At 69.2% G+C, this 14,132-nt stretch carries 14 protein-coding genes and 1 riboswitch; of the genes, 12 read left to right on the top strand and 2 right to left on the bottom strand.

Annotation, left to right across the window (positions count from 1 at the left end; all coding sequences use genetic code 11):
• Positions 1 to 99: 99 nt before the first annotated feature.
• Both nadA and ACWPN7_RS00895 read right to left on the bottom strand, forming a co-directional pair.
• On the bottom strand, positions 100 to 1,110 hold the full coding sequence (nadA, locus tag ACWPN7_RS00900) for a quinolinate synthase NadA (protein ID WP_103040710.1): 1,011 nt from the start codon (positions 1,108 to 1,110) through the stop codon (positions 100 to 102).
• A 101-nt stretch (positions 1,111 to 1,211) separates the two neighbouring features.
• Positions 1,212 to 1,574, bottom strand: a complete 363-nt coding sequence (locus tag ACWPN7_RS00895) for a hypothetical protein (protein ID WP_200777064.1) — start codon at positions 1,572 to 1,574, stop codon at positions 1,212 to 1,214.
• A 95-nt stretch (positions 1,575 to 1,669) separates the two neighbouring features.
• On the opposite strand from ACWPN7_RS00895, the gene ACWPN7_RS00890 reads away from it, so the two are divergent.
• The 12 genes from ACWPN7_RS00890 to ACWPN7_RS00835 all read left to right on the top strand — a co-directional run bounded on the left by ACWPN7_RS00890 (position 1,670) and on the right by ACWPN7_RS00835 (position 14,123).
• The gene (locus ACWPN7_RS00890; protein ID WP_459197627.1) at positions 1,670 to 2,275 is read left to right on the top strand and encodes a biotin/lipoate--protein ligase family protein; all 606 of its coding nucleotides are present in this window, start codon (positions 1,670 to 1,672) and stop codon (positions 2,273 to 2,275) included.
• The gene (locus tag ACWPN7_RS00885) at positions 2,272 to 2,796 is read left to right on the top strand and encodes a DUF3305 domain-containing protein (RefSeq protein WP_200777066.1); all 525 of its coding nucleotides are present in this window, start codon (positions 2,272 to 2,274) and stop codon (positions 2,794 to 2,796) included. The genes ACWPN7_RS00890 and ACWPN7_RS00885 overlap by 4 nt, the downstream gene beginning before the upstream one ends.
• On the top strand, positions 2,789 to 3,367 hold the full coding sequence (locus ACWPN7_RS00880; protein WP_459197626.1) for a DUF3306 domain-containing protein: 579 nt from the start codon (positions 2,789 to 2,791) through the stop codon (positions 3,365 to 3,367). The genes ACWPN7_RS00885 and ACWPN7_RS00880 overlap by 8 nt, the downstream gene beginning before the upstream one ends.
• Before the next feature lie 134 nt (positions 3,368 to 3,501).
• The gene (locus tag ACWPN7_RS00875) at positions 3,502 to 4,182 is read left to right on the top strand and encodes a TorD/DmsD family molecular chaperone (RefSeq protein WP_459197625.1); all 681 of its coding nucleotides are present in this window, start codon (positions 3,502 to 3,504) and stop codon (positions 4,180 to 4,182) included.
• Positions 4,172 to 4,381, top strand: a complete 210-nt coding sequence (locus ACWPN7_RS00870) for a twin-arginine translocation signal domain-containing protein (RefSeq protein ID WP_014198021.1) — start codon at positions 4,172 to 4,174, stop codon at positions 4,379 to 4,381. Before ACWPN7_RS00875 ends, ACWPN7_RS00870 begins: the two co-directional genes overlap by 11 nt.
• Before the next feature lie 28 nt (positions 4,382 to 4,409).
• The gene (locus ACWPN7_RS00865) at positions 4,410 to 7,328 is read left to right on the top strand and encodes a formate dehydrogenase subunit alpha (protein ID WP_456522826.1); all 2,919 of its coding nucleotides are present in this window, start codon (positions 4,410 to 4,412) and stop codon (positions 7,326 to 7,328) included.
• 25 nt (positions 7,329 to 7,353) lie between these two features.
• The gene (gene fdh3B, locus ACWPN7_RS00860) at positions 7,354 to 7,989 is read left to right on the top strand and encodes a formate dehydrogenase FDH3 subunit beta (protein WP_040133893.1); all 636 of its coding nucleotides are present in this window, start codon (positions 7,354 to 7,356) and stop codon (positions 7,987 to 7,989) included.
• Positions 7,990 to 8,161: 172 nt separating this feature from the next.
• Positions 8,162 to 9,166 carry a formate dehydrogenase subunit gamma gene (locus ACWPN7_RS00855; RefSeq protein ID WP_349620976.1) on the top strand — a complete coding sequence of 335 codons (1,005 nt, stop codon included), beginning with the start codon at positions 8,162 to 8,164 and terminating at the stop codon, positions 9,164 to 9,166.
• 74 nt (positions 9,167 to 9,240) lie between these two features.
• Complete coding sequence (locus tag ACWPN7_RS00850; RefSeq protein ID WP_456526186.1) at positions 9,241 to 10,524, top strand: acetylornithine deacetylase/succinyl-diaminopimelate desuccinylase family protein; 1,284 nt, start codon at positions 9,241 to 9,243, stop codon at positions 10,522 to 10,524.
• Between the two features lie 45 nt (positions 10,525 to 10,569).
• Entirely contained in the window at positions 10,570 to 11,145 is a 576-nt protein-coding gene (locus ACWPN7_RS00845) for a class I SAM-dependent methyltransferase (protein ID WP_459197624.1), read from the top strand.
• A gap of 232 nt (positions 11,146 to 11,377) precedes the next feature.
• Positions 11,378 to 11,507, top strand: a riboswitch (TPP riboswitch).
• Between the two features lie 76 nt (positions 11,508 to 11,583).
• Positions 11,584 to 12,675 carry a LuxE/PaaK family acyltransferase gene (locus tag ACWPN7_RS00840; RefSeq protein ID WP_349620974.1) on the top strand — a complete coding sequence of 364 codons (1,092 nt, stop codon included), beginning with the start codon at positions 11,584 to 11,586 and terminating at the stop codon, positions 12,673 to 12,675.
• Positions 12,660 to 14,123: an acyl-CoA reductase gene (locus ACWPN7_RS00835; RefSeq protein WP_459197623.1), complete on the top strand. Its 1,464-nt coding sequence runs from the start codon at positions 12,660 to 12,662 to the stop codon at positions 14,121 to 14,123. Before ACWPN7_RS00840 ends, ACWPN7_RS00835 begins: the two co-directional genes overlap by 16 nt.
• The last annotated feature ends 9 nt before the right edge of the window (positions 14,124 to 14,132 follow it).

Below are 14,132 nucleotides of genomic sequence, written 5' to 3'. Positions count from 1 at the left end.
CCGGAGGGCCGGTGAGGGGGATGTGCATGGCCGTGCGTCCGGCAAAAGCGCAACCCCCTCACCCTGACCCTCTCCCCGGAGGGGAGAGGGAATAAGCGGTCAGCGCGGCTTCACCGCCAGCATCCGTTCCACCGAACGGCGGGCGCGGTCGGCCACCTCCGGGGCGATGGTCACCTGCGGTTCCAGCGTGCGCAGGCTGTCCAGGATGTTCGCCAGGGTGATCTTCTTCATGTGCGGGCACAGATTGCAGGGCCGCACGAACTCCGTCTCCGGTGCTGCGGCGGCGATGTTGTCGCTCATCGAGCATTCGGTGACCATCAGCACCCGCGGCGGGCGGCGGTCCGTCACGAAATCGACCATGCGGGCGGTGGAACCGACGAAATCCGCCGCCTCCAGAACGTCGGGCGGGCATTCCGGGTGGGCGATGACGACCAGCTCGTCGAAGCGCCCGCGGAACTCGCGGATCTCGTCGCCGGTGAAGCGCTCGTGCACCTCGCAATGGCCCTTCCAGGCGATGATCTCGACGCTGGTCTGGGTGGCGACGTATTTCGCCAGATACTCGTCGGGCAGCATGATGACGCGCGGCGCGCCCAGCGACTCCACGACCTCAACCGCGTTGCCGGAGGTGCAGCAGATGTCCACCTCCGCCTTCACGTCGGCCGAGGTGTTGACGTAGGCGACCACCGGCACGCCCGGATAGCGCTCGCGCAGCAGCCGCACGTCGGCGGCGGTGATCGATTCGGCCAGCGAGCAGCCCGCCCCGGTGTCGGGGATCAGCACCGTCTTGGCCGGGTTCAGCAGCTTCGCCGTCTCCGCCATGAAATGCACGCCGGCCAGCACGATGACGTCGGCGTCGGTCTCGGTCGCGCGGGCGGCGAGCGCCAGGCTGTCGCCGACGATGTCGGCCACGCCGTGGAAGATCTCCGGCGTCTGGTAGTTGTGGGCGAGGATCACCGCGTTGCGCTCGCGCTTCAGGCGGTTGATCTCATGGACCAGCGGGGCGTGGAACGGCCACTCCACGGCGGGGACCACGCGCTTCATGCGCTCGTAGATCGGCTGCGTCGCCGCGGCGATGTCGGGCGTGTAGGCAAGGCCGGTGGTATCGCGCATGGCGCATTCCTTTAATGCTCGCTATGAGCAAAACCATAAATGCTCGATTAGAGCATATCAAGCGGAAAAGAATGCGCCGTGCGGAACGTCGGTGATTCGTCCTACTTGGCTTCCTGGCTGCTCAGGTCGGAGGGGTTCTCGGAGCGGGTCGGCTCGTGTCCCATGTCGGGTTCGCTGGCCCATTGGTTGGGGCGCGGCACCGGGTTGCCCTGGAGGTCGGGCGGCGCCCGGCGGACGTCGGCCAGGGCCTGCTGAAGCTCCGCCCCCTGGGTTTCGCCGCTGGTGCTGGATTTGGGCGCGCGGACGCCCTGTTCGTTGGGCGGCGGCTCCTGGCTTTGCTGCACCTTGATGTCGTTGGACAGCGACTCCTTGTTGACTTCCTGGGCGATGACGTTGCCGGTCATCAAAAGCCCGGCGACAAGGCCGGAGGAGACGAGACCGGAGGAAATGAGGGCGGCGAGCAAGGCGGCGGACTCCTTTTGGATGAAGGGGTGGCAAGGCCGTCCCTCTCACCAACAGGCGTTGGCACCAACCCTCCCGTTCGCGCGTTATCAGGGGCATGGACCCGACCGACGCCCCGACCCTTCCGCCCATCTTCCAGCCCTGGCCCGCTGAGGCGGGCGGCCCCTTCGCCACCGCCTGCCGCTTCGCCGCGGAGGGGGCGGCACCCGGCACGCTCGTCCACAGCGGCCGGCGCGACCGGCTGGACGTGGCGGTGGTGCTGGTGCCCGACCGGCCGGACGCGGGGGACGGCCTCGCCGCCGTCACCCTGGTCGCGCTGGCCGACGCGCTGGAGGCGCTGGGGCCGCCGAACCAGAGCATCCGCTTCGACAGCGCGGGCCGCCTGCTGCTGAACGGCGCGGTGGCCGGCGGGGTGACCGTCGCGCTCGGCCCCGGCGCCGAGGACGGGCTTCCCGCCTGGGCCGTGGTCGGGGCGGAGCTGGAGGTGCTGGGCGATCCGGACGATCCCGACCCGGGGCGCCACCCCGACCACACGGCGCTGCGCGAGGAGGGCTTCGGCGACACCGACGCCATGGCGGTGCTGGAGAGCTTCACCCGGCATTTCCTGACTTGGATCGACCGCTGGATGGACGCGGGCTTCGAGCCAGTGCGGCGGGTCTGGGAACAGCGGCTGGTCCGCAAGGCAGAGGGGACGCGGTCATGACCGGACAGGCCGAACGGCGCGGCGTCGGCATCACGGTGGAGCGCCAGCGCATCGACAACCCGTGGGTGGACGCCCGCTGGCGCGTCACCGGCGCCCTGCCGGCGCTGCCCGACCGCGCGCCCTGGGCCGTGCTGGCGCAGGATGGCGAGCGCACCGGCTATTACGCGGGCGCCGCGGAGATCGTGCTCCATCCCGGCGAGACGGAGAATTACGTCGAGAATCTGAAGGGCGGCCACCCGATGCTCTACGTCATCCTGCGCCGCTGCGCGGAGGAGCCGGGGCTGCGGCTGCTCGCCGTCACCGTCGATCCCGGCGAGGTCGATGCCCATTCCGACGCGGGCGACGATCTGATCGAAGCGATCCCGCTGCCGCCCGACCTCGCGGCGTGGATGCGCGATTTCGTGGCGCGCCACCACACCGAACGGCCCTTCTACAAGCGCCAGCGCGACCGCGCCGACCCGGAGGCGTTGGCCCGCCGTGCCCCGGTTGCTCACTCCGGAAAGGATCAGCGCCATGGATGACCGCGTCCTGGATGACGGGTCCGAAGGCTTCCTGTCCCGCTGGTCGCGGCGCAAGCAGGAGGCGCGCACGGCGCCCGTCGAGCCCCCCGAAGCGCCGGAGGAGCGGGACGCGGCAGAGGAGCCGCAGGCCATCGCCGCTCCGCCGCCGGAACCCTTCGACCCGGAGAGCCTGCCACCGGTGGAGAGCCTGGGCGCGGACAGCGACTACACCGGCTTCCTGGCCAGCAACGTTCCGCAGGAGCTGAAACGGCTGGCCCTGCGCAAGGCCTGGACCAGCGACCCGGTGATCGCGGGCTTCCGCGGCTTCGCAGAGTATGACTGGGACTGCAACGCCCCCGGCTACGGCAAGCTGCTCGACACCGACCGCATCGCCGATCTGCTGGACCGCATCGCCACCGACGAGAAGCCGCCGGAGGAGGAGAAGCCGGAAGAGGTGGTGGTTGCTGACATGGATAAGTCTGAGGAAAGCGAGGGCCTTGCCCCCACCCCGGCCCTCCCCCGCTGCGCAGGGGAGGGAGATGATCGCGAAGTGGCGGCAGTCCCCTCCCCTGCGAAAGCGGGGGAGGGTTAGGGAGGGGGCAGCACCGAGGTGCGAAGGCAACCCCACCACCCCGCCCGGACTGCGCAACCTTTGGGCATTCCCGCTGTTGTCCCTGATGAGCCGGACCTTAACCGGCCACGGGAAAGGCGAAGCGGGGCAAGGGCATGGCGGAAACGGCCATCATCGACGACGCGGATCGGCTGCGGGCGCAGGCGTACGGCCTGCTGGCCCATCTCTTGGCGCGTCCGCCGTCGCGTGACTTGCTGGCCACGGTCGGCGCTCTGACCGGGGATGGTTCGCCGCTGGGCCGGGCCATTAGCGATCTGGCCGTACGTGCGCGTACGCTCGCCGGCGCCCCGGACGGCGAACACCTGGCCGAGCGCGAGTATCATGAGCTGTTCCTCGGGGTGACGCGGGGCGAGCTGGTTCCCTTCGCCTCCTACTACCGCACCGGCTTCCTGATCGACCGGCCGCTGGCCCGCCTGCGCGAGGACATGCAGGCGCTGGGCATCGAGCGCGCTCCCGGCGTCAGCGAGCCCGAGGACCACATCGCCGCCATCGCCGAGATCATGGGCGCGCTGGCCGCCGGGACCGTCGGCACGGCGGACGGCGAGCCGGACCTGCCGCGCCAGAAGCGCTTCTTCGAGCGCCACCTCGCTCCCTGGGCGGGCCGCTTCTTCCAGGATCTGGAGGAGGCGTCGGCGGCGCATCTCTACCGGCCCCTGGGCACCTTCGGGCGGCTGTTCCTGGACATCGAGACCAACGCCTTCGCGATGATCGCGCCCGCCCCTCCGGGCGCGCCGCGCGGGGCCGACCAGCGGGAGGGCACAATCCATGCACCGTGACGACAGCCAGAAGAAAACCGGGCTGGAACGCCGCAGTCTGCTGAAGGGCCTCGGACTGGGGGCTGCTGGGGCCGCCGCCGTGGCCGCCACCCTGCGCGCCGCCCCGGCGGAAGCGATGGAATCGCGGCAGGAGCAGGTGAAGTCCCGCTACCGCGAAACCGAACACGTGAAGCGTTTCTACGCGCTGAACCGACTCTGACCGCGACTTTGATCCAGAGGGCCGCCCCATGCTCGTCAAGCGCAACGCCGGAACCGCCGCCACCCGCGCCTCCCTGTCCCGCCGCCTGAACGGATTGTCGGCGGGCACCGCCGGGCTGGGAGAAACCGTCGACCGCCGCGGCTTCCTGAAGACCTCCGGCCTCGCCGCCGGGGGCATGGCGGCGCTGGGCGCGCTGCCCGCCGCGATGATCCGGAAGGCCGAGGCCGGGCCGACCCTGCCCAACGTCGAGGTCGTCACCCGCAAGAACGTCTGCACCCACTGCTCCGTCGGCTGCACGGTGATCGCGGAGGTGCAGAACGGCGTCTGGACCGGCCAGGAACCAGGCTGGGAGAGCCCGATCAGCCAGGGCGCGCACTGCGCCAAGGGCGCCTCGGTGCGCGAGCTGACCAAGGGCGAGCGGCGGGTGAAATACCCGATGAAGCTGGTGGACGGCCAGTGGCAGCGCATCTCCTGGGATCAGGCCATCGAGGAGATCGGCAACAAGCTGCTGGAAATCCGCCAGCAGTCCGGGCCGGACGCCACCTTCTGGCTGGGCTCCGCCAAATTCTCCAACGAGGGCGCCTATCTCTTCCGCAAGCTGGCGGCCTTCTGGGGAACCAACAACGTCGATCATCAGGCGCGCATCTGCCACAGCACCACGGTCGCCGGGGTGGCGAACACCTGGGGCTACGGCGCGATGACCAACAGCTACAACGACATCCAGAATTCCAAGGCGCTGCTGATCATCGGCGGCAACCCGGCGGAGGCCCACCCCGTCTCGCTGCCCCACATGCTGCGTGGGAAGGAGCACAACCGCGCCCCCTTCATCGTCATCGACCCGCGCTTCACCCGCACCGCCGCCCACGCCACCGACTATGTGCGCATCCGCCCCGGCACCGACATCCCGGTCACCTGGGGCATCCTCTGGCACATCTTCGAGAACGGCTGGGAGGACAAGGAATACATCCGCCAGCGCGTCTACGGCATGGACGAGATCCGCGCCGAGGTGAAGAAGTGGGACCCCGCCACGGTGGAGCGGGTCAGCGGCGTGCCCGGCGAGCAGCTTTACCGCGTGGCGGAGGCGCTGGCGAAGAACCGGCCGTCCACCGTCATCTGGTGCATGGGCATCACCCAGAAGACCACCGGCACCGCCAACGTCCGCGCCCTGTCGATCCTGCAACTGGCGCTCGGCAACATCGGGGTGGCCGGCGGCGGCGCCAACATCTACCGCGGCCACTGCAACGTGCAGGGCGCCACCGACTTCGGCCTCGACGTCTCCACGCTGCCCTCCTACTACGGGCTGGCCGAGGGGGCGTGGAAGCATTTCTGCCGCGTCTGGGACGTCGACTACGACTGGATGAAGGCCCGCTTCGCCTCCAAGGAGCTGATGGAGGCCAAGGGCATCCCGACCACCCGCTGGTTCGACGGCGTCACCTACAAGCCGGAGGAAATCCAGCAGCCGTCGCCGCTGAAGGCGATGGTCGTCTTCGGGCACGGCGGCAACACCGTCACCCGCATGCCGGAGATGCTGAAGGGGCTGGAGCAGCTGTCCCTGCTGGTCATCGCCGACCCGCACCCGACCACCTTCGCCGCCTTCAAGGAACGCCGGAACGGCACCTACATCCTGCCGGCCTGCACCCAGTTCGAGACGGACGGCTCGCGCACCTGCTCCAACCGGTCGATGCAGTGGGGCGAGAAGGTCGTGGAGCCGATCTTCGAGTCCAAGGACGACTACACCATCATCTATCTGCTGGCTCGCAAGTTCGGCTTCGCCGACGAGATGTTCAAGCACATCACGGTGGAGGAGACCCGCCCGGTGCCCGAGGACATCCTGCGCGAGATCAACCGCGGCTGCCTGTCCACCGGCTACACCGGCCAGTCGCCGGAGCGGCTGAAGATGCACATGAAGCATCAGGCCGATTTCGACAAGATCACCATGCAGGCGACCAGCGGCCCGCTGAAGGGCGAGTATTACGGCCTGCCCTGGCCCTGCTGGGGCCATCCGGAGCTTCGCCACCCCGGCTGCGCCGTGCTCTACGACACCTCCAAGCATGTGATGGAGGGCGGCGGCGTCTTCCGCGCCCGCTTCGGGGTGGAGCGCAACGGCGTCAGCCTGCTCGCCGACGGCTCCTATTCCAAGGGGTCGGAGATCGAGGACGGCTATCCCGAATTCACCATGGCGATGTTGAAGAAGCTGGGCTGGGACAAGGACCTGACGGCGGAGGAGATGCGCGTCATCCAGGCCATCGGCGGCGACAAGGTGGACGAGGTGAGCTGGCAGACCGACCTGTCCATGGGCATCATCCGCGTCGCGCTGAAGCATGGATGCTCGCCGCACGGCAACGCCAAGGCCCGCGCCGTCGCCTGGAACCTGCCCGACCCGGTGCCGCTGCACCGCGAGCCGATCTACTCGCCGCGGCCGGAGCTGGTGAAGGAGTACCCGGCGATCGAGGACCGGCGCGACTACCGCCTGCCGCAGCTCGCCCGCTCGCTCCAGTTCAAGATCGCGGACAGCGACATCCGCCAGCGCTTCCCCTTCATCCTGACCTCCGGACGGCTGGTCGAGTATGAGGGCGGCGGCGAGGAGACCCGCTCCAACCCCTGGCTGGCCGAGCTGCAACAGACGATGTTCGTGGAGATCAACCCCAAGGACGCCGAGCGCCTGGGCATCCGCGACGGCGGCATGGTCTGGGTCTACGGGCCGGAGGACAGCTCCAAGGCGCGGATGCGCGCGCTGGTGACCGAACGCATCGGCACCGGCACGGTCTTCATGCCCTTCCACTTCTCCGGCTACTGGCAGGGCAACAGCCTGCGGGAGAATTACCCGCCGGGCACCGATCCCATCGTCCTGGGCGAACCGGCCAACGGGGTGACGACCTACGGCTACGACCCCATGACCTTCATGCAGGAAACCAAGGTGACGCTGTGCCGCGTCGAACCGGCCTGACGCGCCGCAAGGAGGACACACGACCATGGCCCGCATGAAATTCCTGTGCGACGCGGAACGCTGCATCGAGTGCAACGCCTGCGTCACCGCCTGCAAGAACGAGCACGACATCCCCTGGGGCATCAACCGCCGCCGCGTCATCACGCTGAAGGACGGCGTGCCCGGCGAACGGTCGATCTCCATGGCCTGCATGCATTGCAACGACCCACCCTGCGCGGCGGTCTGCCCGGTGGACTGCTTCTACCAGACGGCGGACGGGGTGGTGCTGCACTCGAAGGACCTGTGCATCGGCTGCGGCTACTGCTTCTACGCCTGCCCCTTCGGCGCGCCGCAGTACCCGCAGGCGACCAACTTCGGCGGGCGCGGCAAGATGGACAAATGCACCTTCTGCGCCGGCGGTCCGGAACCGGACAACTCGTTGGAGGAGTATCAGAAATACGGCGCCAACCGGCTGGCCGAGGGCAAGCTGCCGCTTTGCGCGGAGATGTGTTCCACCCGCGCGCTGATGGCCGGCGACGGCGACGTTCTGGCCGACATCTACAAGGAGCGGACGGTGCGCCGCGGTTACGGCTCCGGCGCCTGGGGCTGGACCACCGCCTACCGCGAGAACGACCGTGGCAACGCCTTCAGCCCGGGCCGCGAGGGCACCGGCGGGAGCTGAGCGGGTGGGGTGATGCCCCCACCCTAACCCTCCCCCGCTGGGCGGGGGAGGGGACTGCCGCCGCTCCGCGAATATCTCCCTCCCCCTCCCAGCGGGGGAGGGCCGGGGTGGGGGCAAGCGTCCCCCGACGCAGCACCCCGCGAAGCGCATACTCTCTAGGGAAGGACGCGACATGACGAAGCTCCTGCGCCCCCTGCTGGTCCTGTTCGTTCTGCTGCTCGCCGCACCGGCGGTGCAGGCGCAGTTCTACCAGACGCCGGGGCCGAACTCGCCGACCTCGAAGGACGAGGTGCAGCTCTACCAGACGCCGGACGGCAAGCTCTCCGGGCGGGTCAGCATCCCCGACGAAAAGCTGGGCGTCCTGGTTCAGCCGGAAGGGCGGGAATGGCGCGAGTTCCGCATGGTCTGGCTGAAGATCATCGCCGGCGCGCTGATCCTGGGGCCGATCGCGGTGCTGGCGATCTTCTACCTGATCCGCGGCACCATCCGCATCCACGGCGGCCGGTCGGGGCGTCCGGTGCCGCGCTTCAGCGGCATGGACCGCTTCGCCCACTGGACGACGGCGGTCAGCTTCCTGCTGATGGCGCTGACCGGGCTGATCCTGACCTTCGGGCGCATGCTGCTGATCCCGCTGATCGGCCACCCCAACTTCACGATGCTGGCCGAGGCCAGCAAGTACATGCACAATTTCTTCAGCGTGCCTTTCGTCCTCGGGCTGCTGATGATCTTCGTGCTGTGGGTGCGCGACAACATCCCGGAGAAGGCCGATCTGGTCTGGCTGAAGACGCTGGGCGGCGTGCTGAGCAAGTCCGGCGAGCATCCCGAGGCCGGGCGCTTCAACGCCGGCCAGAAGGGCGTCTTCTGGGCGGTGGTGTTCGGCGGCTTCGCGCTGTCGCTCACCGGCTTCCTGCTGATGATGCCCTTCGCCGTCACCGGGATCGGCGGCATGCAGATCCTGCATGTGGCGCACGGGGTGGTGGCCGCGCTGATGATCGCGCTGATCATCGGGCACATCTACATCGGCACCATCGGCATGGAGGGCGCCTTCGACGCCATGGGCCGCGGCGTGGTGGACGAGAACTGGGCCAAGGACCATCACCGCCGCTGGTACGAGGAGCAGCTCCGCAACGGCCGCACCAACGAGGACGGGCGGCTGCGGCATCATGCGGCGGAGTGAGGCGCGGAACCTCTCGACAGGCGCGCCGGCATGACCGATCCTTCCGCGCAACGAAGTGTGCGTAGGGGGGAGGCATGCCGCTCGACCACCGGGAGTCGCTGTTCCGCCGCATCGCGGAGCGGCGCGACGAGCTTGTCGCGCTGACCCGCGACCTGATCCGCATCCCGACCGTGAACCCGCCCGGCGACGTCTACACCGACTGCGCGGAATTCCTCGGGCGGCGGCTGGCCGGGCGCGGCTTCGCCGTGGAGTATGTGCGGGCGGATGGGGCGCCGGGCGACAGCGACCGCTACCCGCGCACCAACGTGATCGCCCGCATCGAAGGGCGCGAGCCCGGCCCCTGCGTGCATTTCAACGGCCACATCGACGTGGTGCCCGCCGGCCAAGGCTGGACGGTCGATCCCTTCGATGGCGTCGTGAAGGATGGGCGCGTCTACGGCCGTGGCGCCTGCGACATGAAGGGCGGGATCGCCGCCTCCATCATCGCCGTTGAAGCGATATTGGAGGCGGGCATCCCCTTCCCCGGTGCCCTGGAAATCTCCGGCACGGTGGACGAGGAGTCCGGCGGCTACGGCGGGGTCGGGCATCTTGCCACGCTCGGTTACTTCTCCCGCCCGCGGGTCGATCACGTCATCATTCCGGAGCCGCTGAACGTGGACCGCGTGTGCATCGGCCACCGCGGCGTCTGGTGGGCGGAGATCGAGACGAAGGGCCGCGTCGCCCACGGCTCCATGCCCTTCCTCGGCAACTGCGCGGTGCGCCACATGGGCGCCGTGCTGCACCGGATCGAGACGGAGCTGATTCCCCGGCTGGCCGCCAAGCGCACGACCATGCCGGTGGTCCCGGAAGGGGCGCGGCAGTCCACCCTGAACATCAACGCCATCCACGGCGGCCAGCCGGAGGATCATGGCGGCCTGCCCAGCCCGATGGTGCCCGACCGCTGCCGCATGGTCATCGACCGCCGCTATTTGATCGAGGAGGACCCGGAGGAGGTGCGGGCGGAGATCGTCGGCATTCTGGAGGGTCTGCGCCGCGAGCGCCCCGGCTTCGACTACGAGCTGCGCGAGGTGCTGGCCTTCCTGCCCACCTTGACCGACGCCGACGCGCCGGTGGTGCGGGCGGTGGGGGCGGCCATCGAGACGGTGCTGGGCCGCCCAGCGGCGCAGGTGGTGTCCCCCGGCACCTACGACCAGAAGCACATCGCGCGGGTCGGGCATCTGAAGGACTGCATCGCCTACGGCCCCGGCATCCTCGACCTCGCCCACCAGCCGGACGAGTATGTGGACATCGACGACATGGTCCATTCCGCGCAGGTGATGGCGATGGCCGCCCTGTCGCTGTTGCGGCGGGAGGTGTAGGGTCGCGTTCGTGGCAACAACAACGGCTGGCGGGAAGCGCGCGCGATGTCGAACCTCAAGCTCAACCTTGGCTGCGGCGACACGCGGCTTGCCGGTTACGTGAACGTGGACAAGTACGGCACCTTTGGGCCGGACATCGTGGCCGACCTGGAGGTCGTGCCCTGGCCGTTCGAGGAGAGCAGCGTCGCCGACGTCCAGCTCATCCACGCGCTGGAGCATATGGGCCAGACGACCGAGGGCTTCCTGAACATCATGAAGGAGCTGTACCGCGTCTGCCGCCACGGCGCGCGGATCACCATCAAGGTGCCGCACCCGCGCAGCGAGGGCTATCTCGGCGACCCGACCCACGTCCGCCCGATCACGCCCAACGTGCTGAGCCTGTTCTCGATGGAGGAGAACCGGAAATTCATCGAGCGCGGCTGGCCCAACACCCGGCTGGCCATGCATCTGAACGTCGATTTCCGTACGCTGTCGATCACCTACGCCCCGACTCCGCGCTGGCACCACAAGCTGGCGTCCGGAGAAGTCACGAACCAGGAGGTGATGGAGGCGATGGAGAGCCAGAACAACGTCATCGACGAGATCGCCATGGTCTTGGAGGTGGTGAAGGCCGCCGCCTGAACCCGACCTCCCTGAACCAGGGCAATCGCATTTGACTTTCATAGCCCTCTCCCCCTGGGGAGAGGGTGGCCCGTAGGGCCGGTGAGGGGGTTGCGCAAGGCGGTTCGTCCGGCACAAGCGCAACCCCCTCACCCTAACCCTCTCCCCGGAGGGGAGAGGGGATTTCAAATGCGATCACCCTACCCTCGAACCCGACCTCCTTGACGGGCGGGGGCCGGTCCCTTAGCTTGCAAAGTGTTCCCTGGGGGGCCTCGCTAGGAGGCTGAGACTCCGCCGGTCCGGCGCTTTCATCCGGACAACGCGGTGACCCATCGAACCTGATCCGGGTCATACCGGCGTAGGGACGGGACTGAAGGGCGGCACGGCGTACCCCCATTCCATCCAGACACCGCTTGTCCCGGCAACAGTTTGTTGGCGCTGCAAAAGGTGTGTCCGGACGTGACCGAAGCCCGACTTGTCGAAGAGCTGCTGGCCTTCATCGCCGCCGGAGAGGCGGACGAAGAGGCGTTCAACCGCATGGCGCTGGCCGTCTTCGCCCACCAGTTCGAGACCAACGCCCCCTACCGCCGCTTCGCCACCCAGCGGGCGCGCACCCTGCGCACGGTGAAGAGCTGGCGCGACGTGCCCGCCGTGCCGATCAGCGCCTTCAAGGACCTGACGCTGAGCGGACGCCCGCCGGAGGAGTGCCCGCACGTCTTCATGACCAGCGGCACCACCAAGGGCGTGCGCGGCAAGAGCCACCATCCGACGCTGGCGGTCTACGACCGCTCGATGACCGTCAATTTCCGCCGCCGCTTCATGGGTGACTTTGAACGGCTGCGCATGGGCATCCTGTTCCCGACCGAGCAGGCGATGCCCAACTCCTCGCTCGCCCATTATCTGGCGCTGGCGAAAAGCGAATTCGGGACCGCGGAGAGCCGCTATTTCGTCTCCGACGCCGGGCTGGACGTGGACGGGGCCATCGACGCGCTGTCCCGCGCCGAGGCGACCGGTGAACCCTACGCCCTGCTGGGGGCGAGCTTCAGCGTCGTGCATCTGATGGACGCGCTGGCCGAGCGGGGGCGGAGCTTCGCCCTGCCGGCGGGCAGCCGCATCCTCGACACCGGCGGCTTCAAGGGCCAGTCGCGCGAGATGGCGGCGGAGGAGTTCTACGGCCGCCTGTCCGCCACCTTCGGCGTGCCGCGCCGGCTGTGCATCAACATGTACGGCATGACCGAGCTGAGCACCCAGTTCTACGACGACGGCAACGAGGCCTGCCCGTCGGTGAAGTCCGGCCCGCACTGGATCCGCAGCCGGGTCATCAACCCGCTGACCGGGCAGGAGGTGCCGCACGGCAGCGTCGGCGTTCTGGTCCATCACGATCTGGCCCATTTCAACTGCGCCTCGGCCATCCTGACCGAGGATGCGGGGGTGGAGGTGGACGGCGGCTTCCAGCTTCTCGGCCGGGCGGACGGGGCGGATGCCAAGGGCTGCTCCATGGCGGTCGAGGACTTCCTCAAAGCGGCGCGGGCCCCATGGCCGTTGGCTTGATGGAGCGCGCCGGGCATCTGCCGGGGTTGTCCGCCGACGCGGTGGACTGGCGGACGCTGACCTTCCGGCGCGGTGCCGAGACGCTCGACGTGGCGGTGCCGGTGCTGAGCGAGGCACAGGTCGCTGAATTGGCAACGCGGGTGCGGACGAACGCGCGGACCTATCTGAGACACCGCACCGTCGCGGAAATCGCCGCCACCATCGACCGCGCCGTCGCCCGGCTGCTCAACCGCGACAATCCCTGGCGGCAGAAGGCGGAACGTCTGCTGCCGCTGGTCACCGGCTACGACGCCGAGATGGTCCGGCTGGGTCTGACCGGCTATCTGAAAACCTTCCGCGGGCCGGAGCTGCGGAAGTTCATCACCGAGGATTTCGCCAACCCGGCGGTGCTCGACGATTTCCAGCCGATGCCCAAGGGCGGCTTCGCCCACGCCTTCGGGCCGGAACTGCTGCTGCATGTCTGGGCGGGCAACGTGCCGGGCCTGCCGCTGTGGAGCCTGATCTCCGGCCTGCTGGTCAAGGCCGGCACGGTCGGCAAGCTGCCGAGCGCCGAGCCGCTGTTCGCCGGCTGGTTCGCGCAGATCCTGGCGGAGATCGACCCGGAGCTGGCCGACTGCATCGCCATCGTCTGGTGGAAGGGCGGCGACGAAGCGGCGGAGCGCGCGTGGCTGGGCCGCGCCGACACGGTGGTCGCCTATGGCGGCAACGACGCGCTGGAGGCCATCCGGGCGCGGGTGCCGATCACCGCGCGCTTCCTGCCCTACGGCCACAAGATCAGCTTCGGCATGGTCGCCCGCTCCGCGCTCGACGCCGGGAAGGCGGGGGCGGTGGCGCGGCAGGCGGCCTACGACGTGGCGCGCTACGACCAGCAGGGCTGCTACTCGCCCCAGACTTTTTTCGTGGAGCGCGGCGGGCGGGTGTCGCCGCGCGAATTCGCCGGCTATCTGGCGCACGAGCTGGACGCGCTGGGCAGCAAGTTCCCGCGCCGTCCCCTGTCGATGGGCGAGGCGGGCAGCGTCGCGTCCTGGCGCAACGCGGAGGAGACGAAGGGCTTTGCCGACGCCAGCCGCGCCCTGCTCGGCGATCCGGCGGGAAGCTGGGCGGTCGCCTACACCGACGCGGCGGACGGCCTGAGTCCTTGCGGGCTGAACCGCACGGTGACGGTGGTGGCGGTGGACCGGCTGGCCGACGCGGTGCCGGGGCTGGCGCCCTACCGCGCCTTCCTCCAGACCGTGGGCATCGCCGCCGCGCCGGAGGAGCTGTTCGCGCTCGCCGGGGCGCTGGGGGCCGTGGGTGTGACGCGCCTCTGCGCGCTCGGCCGCATGACCGCGCCGGAGGCGGGATGGCACCATGACGGGCGGTTCAACCTGCTGGACCTCGTCACCATGACCGAGATCGAAGGATCGGCGGAACGGGCGGCGGACACCTTCGCCCCCTACACGGATTGAGGCGCCCGG

It is taken from the genome of Azospirillum sp. UENF 312511 (assembly GCF_058780635.1).
This window is presented reverse-complemented; position numbering and strand designations above follow the sequence as displayed.

Excerpts from the sequence above, each read along its gene's own strand:
- nadA (WP_103040710.1), bottom strand. The coding sequence starts at position 1,110 with ATGCGCGATACCACCGGCCTTGCCTACACGCCCGACATCGCCGCGGCG.
- ACWPN7_RS00890 (WP_459197627.1), top strand. The coding sequence starts at position 1,670 with ATGGACCCGACCGACGCCCCGACCCTTCCGCCCATCTTCCAGCCCTGG.
- ACWPN7_RS00885 (WP_200777066.1), top strand. The coding sequence starts at position 2,272 with ATGACCGGACAGGCCGAACGGCGCGGCGTCGGCATCACGGTGGAGCGC.
- ACWPN7_RS00880 (WP_459197626.1), top strand. The coding sequence starts at position 2,789 with ATGGATGACCGCGTCCTGGATGACGGGTCCGAAGGCTTCCTGTCCCGC.
- ACWPN7_RS00875 (WP_459197625.1), top strand. The coding sequence starts at position 3,502 with ATGGCGGAAACGGCCATCATCGACGACGCGGATCGGCTGCGGGCGCAG.
- ACWPN7_RS00870 (WP_014198021.1), top strand. The coding sequence starts at position 4,172 with ATGCACCGTGACGACAGCCAGAAGAAAACCGGGCTGGAACGCCGCAGT.
- ACWPN7_RS00865 (WP_456522826.1), top strand. The coding sequence starts at position 4,410 with ATGCTCGTCAAGCGCAACGCCGGAACCGCCGCCACCCGCGCCTCCCTG.
- fdh3B (WP_040133893.1), top strand. The coding sequence starts at position 7,354 with ATGGCCCGCATGAAATTCCTGTGCGACGCGGAACGCTGCATCGAGTGC.
- ACWPN7_RS00855 (WP_349620976.1), top strand. The coding sequence starts at position 8,162 with ATGACGAAGCTCCTGCGCCCCCTGCTGGTCCTGTTCGTTCTGCTGCTC.
- ACWPN7_RS00850 (WP_456526186.1), top strand. The coding sequence starts at position 9,241 with ATGCCGCTCGACCACCGGGAGTCGCTGTTCCGCCGCATCGCGGAGCGG.
- ACWPN7_RS00845 (WP_459197624.1), top strand. The coding sequence starts at position 10,570 with ATGTCGAACCTCAAGCTCAACCTTGGCTGCGGCGACACGCGGCTTGCC.
- ACWPN7_RS00835 (WP_459197623.1), top strand. The coding sequence starts at position 12,660 with ATGGCCGTTGGCTTGATGGAGCGCGCCGGGCATCTGCCGGGGTTGTCC.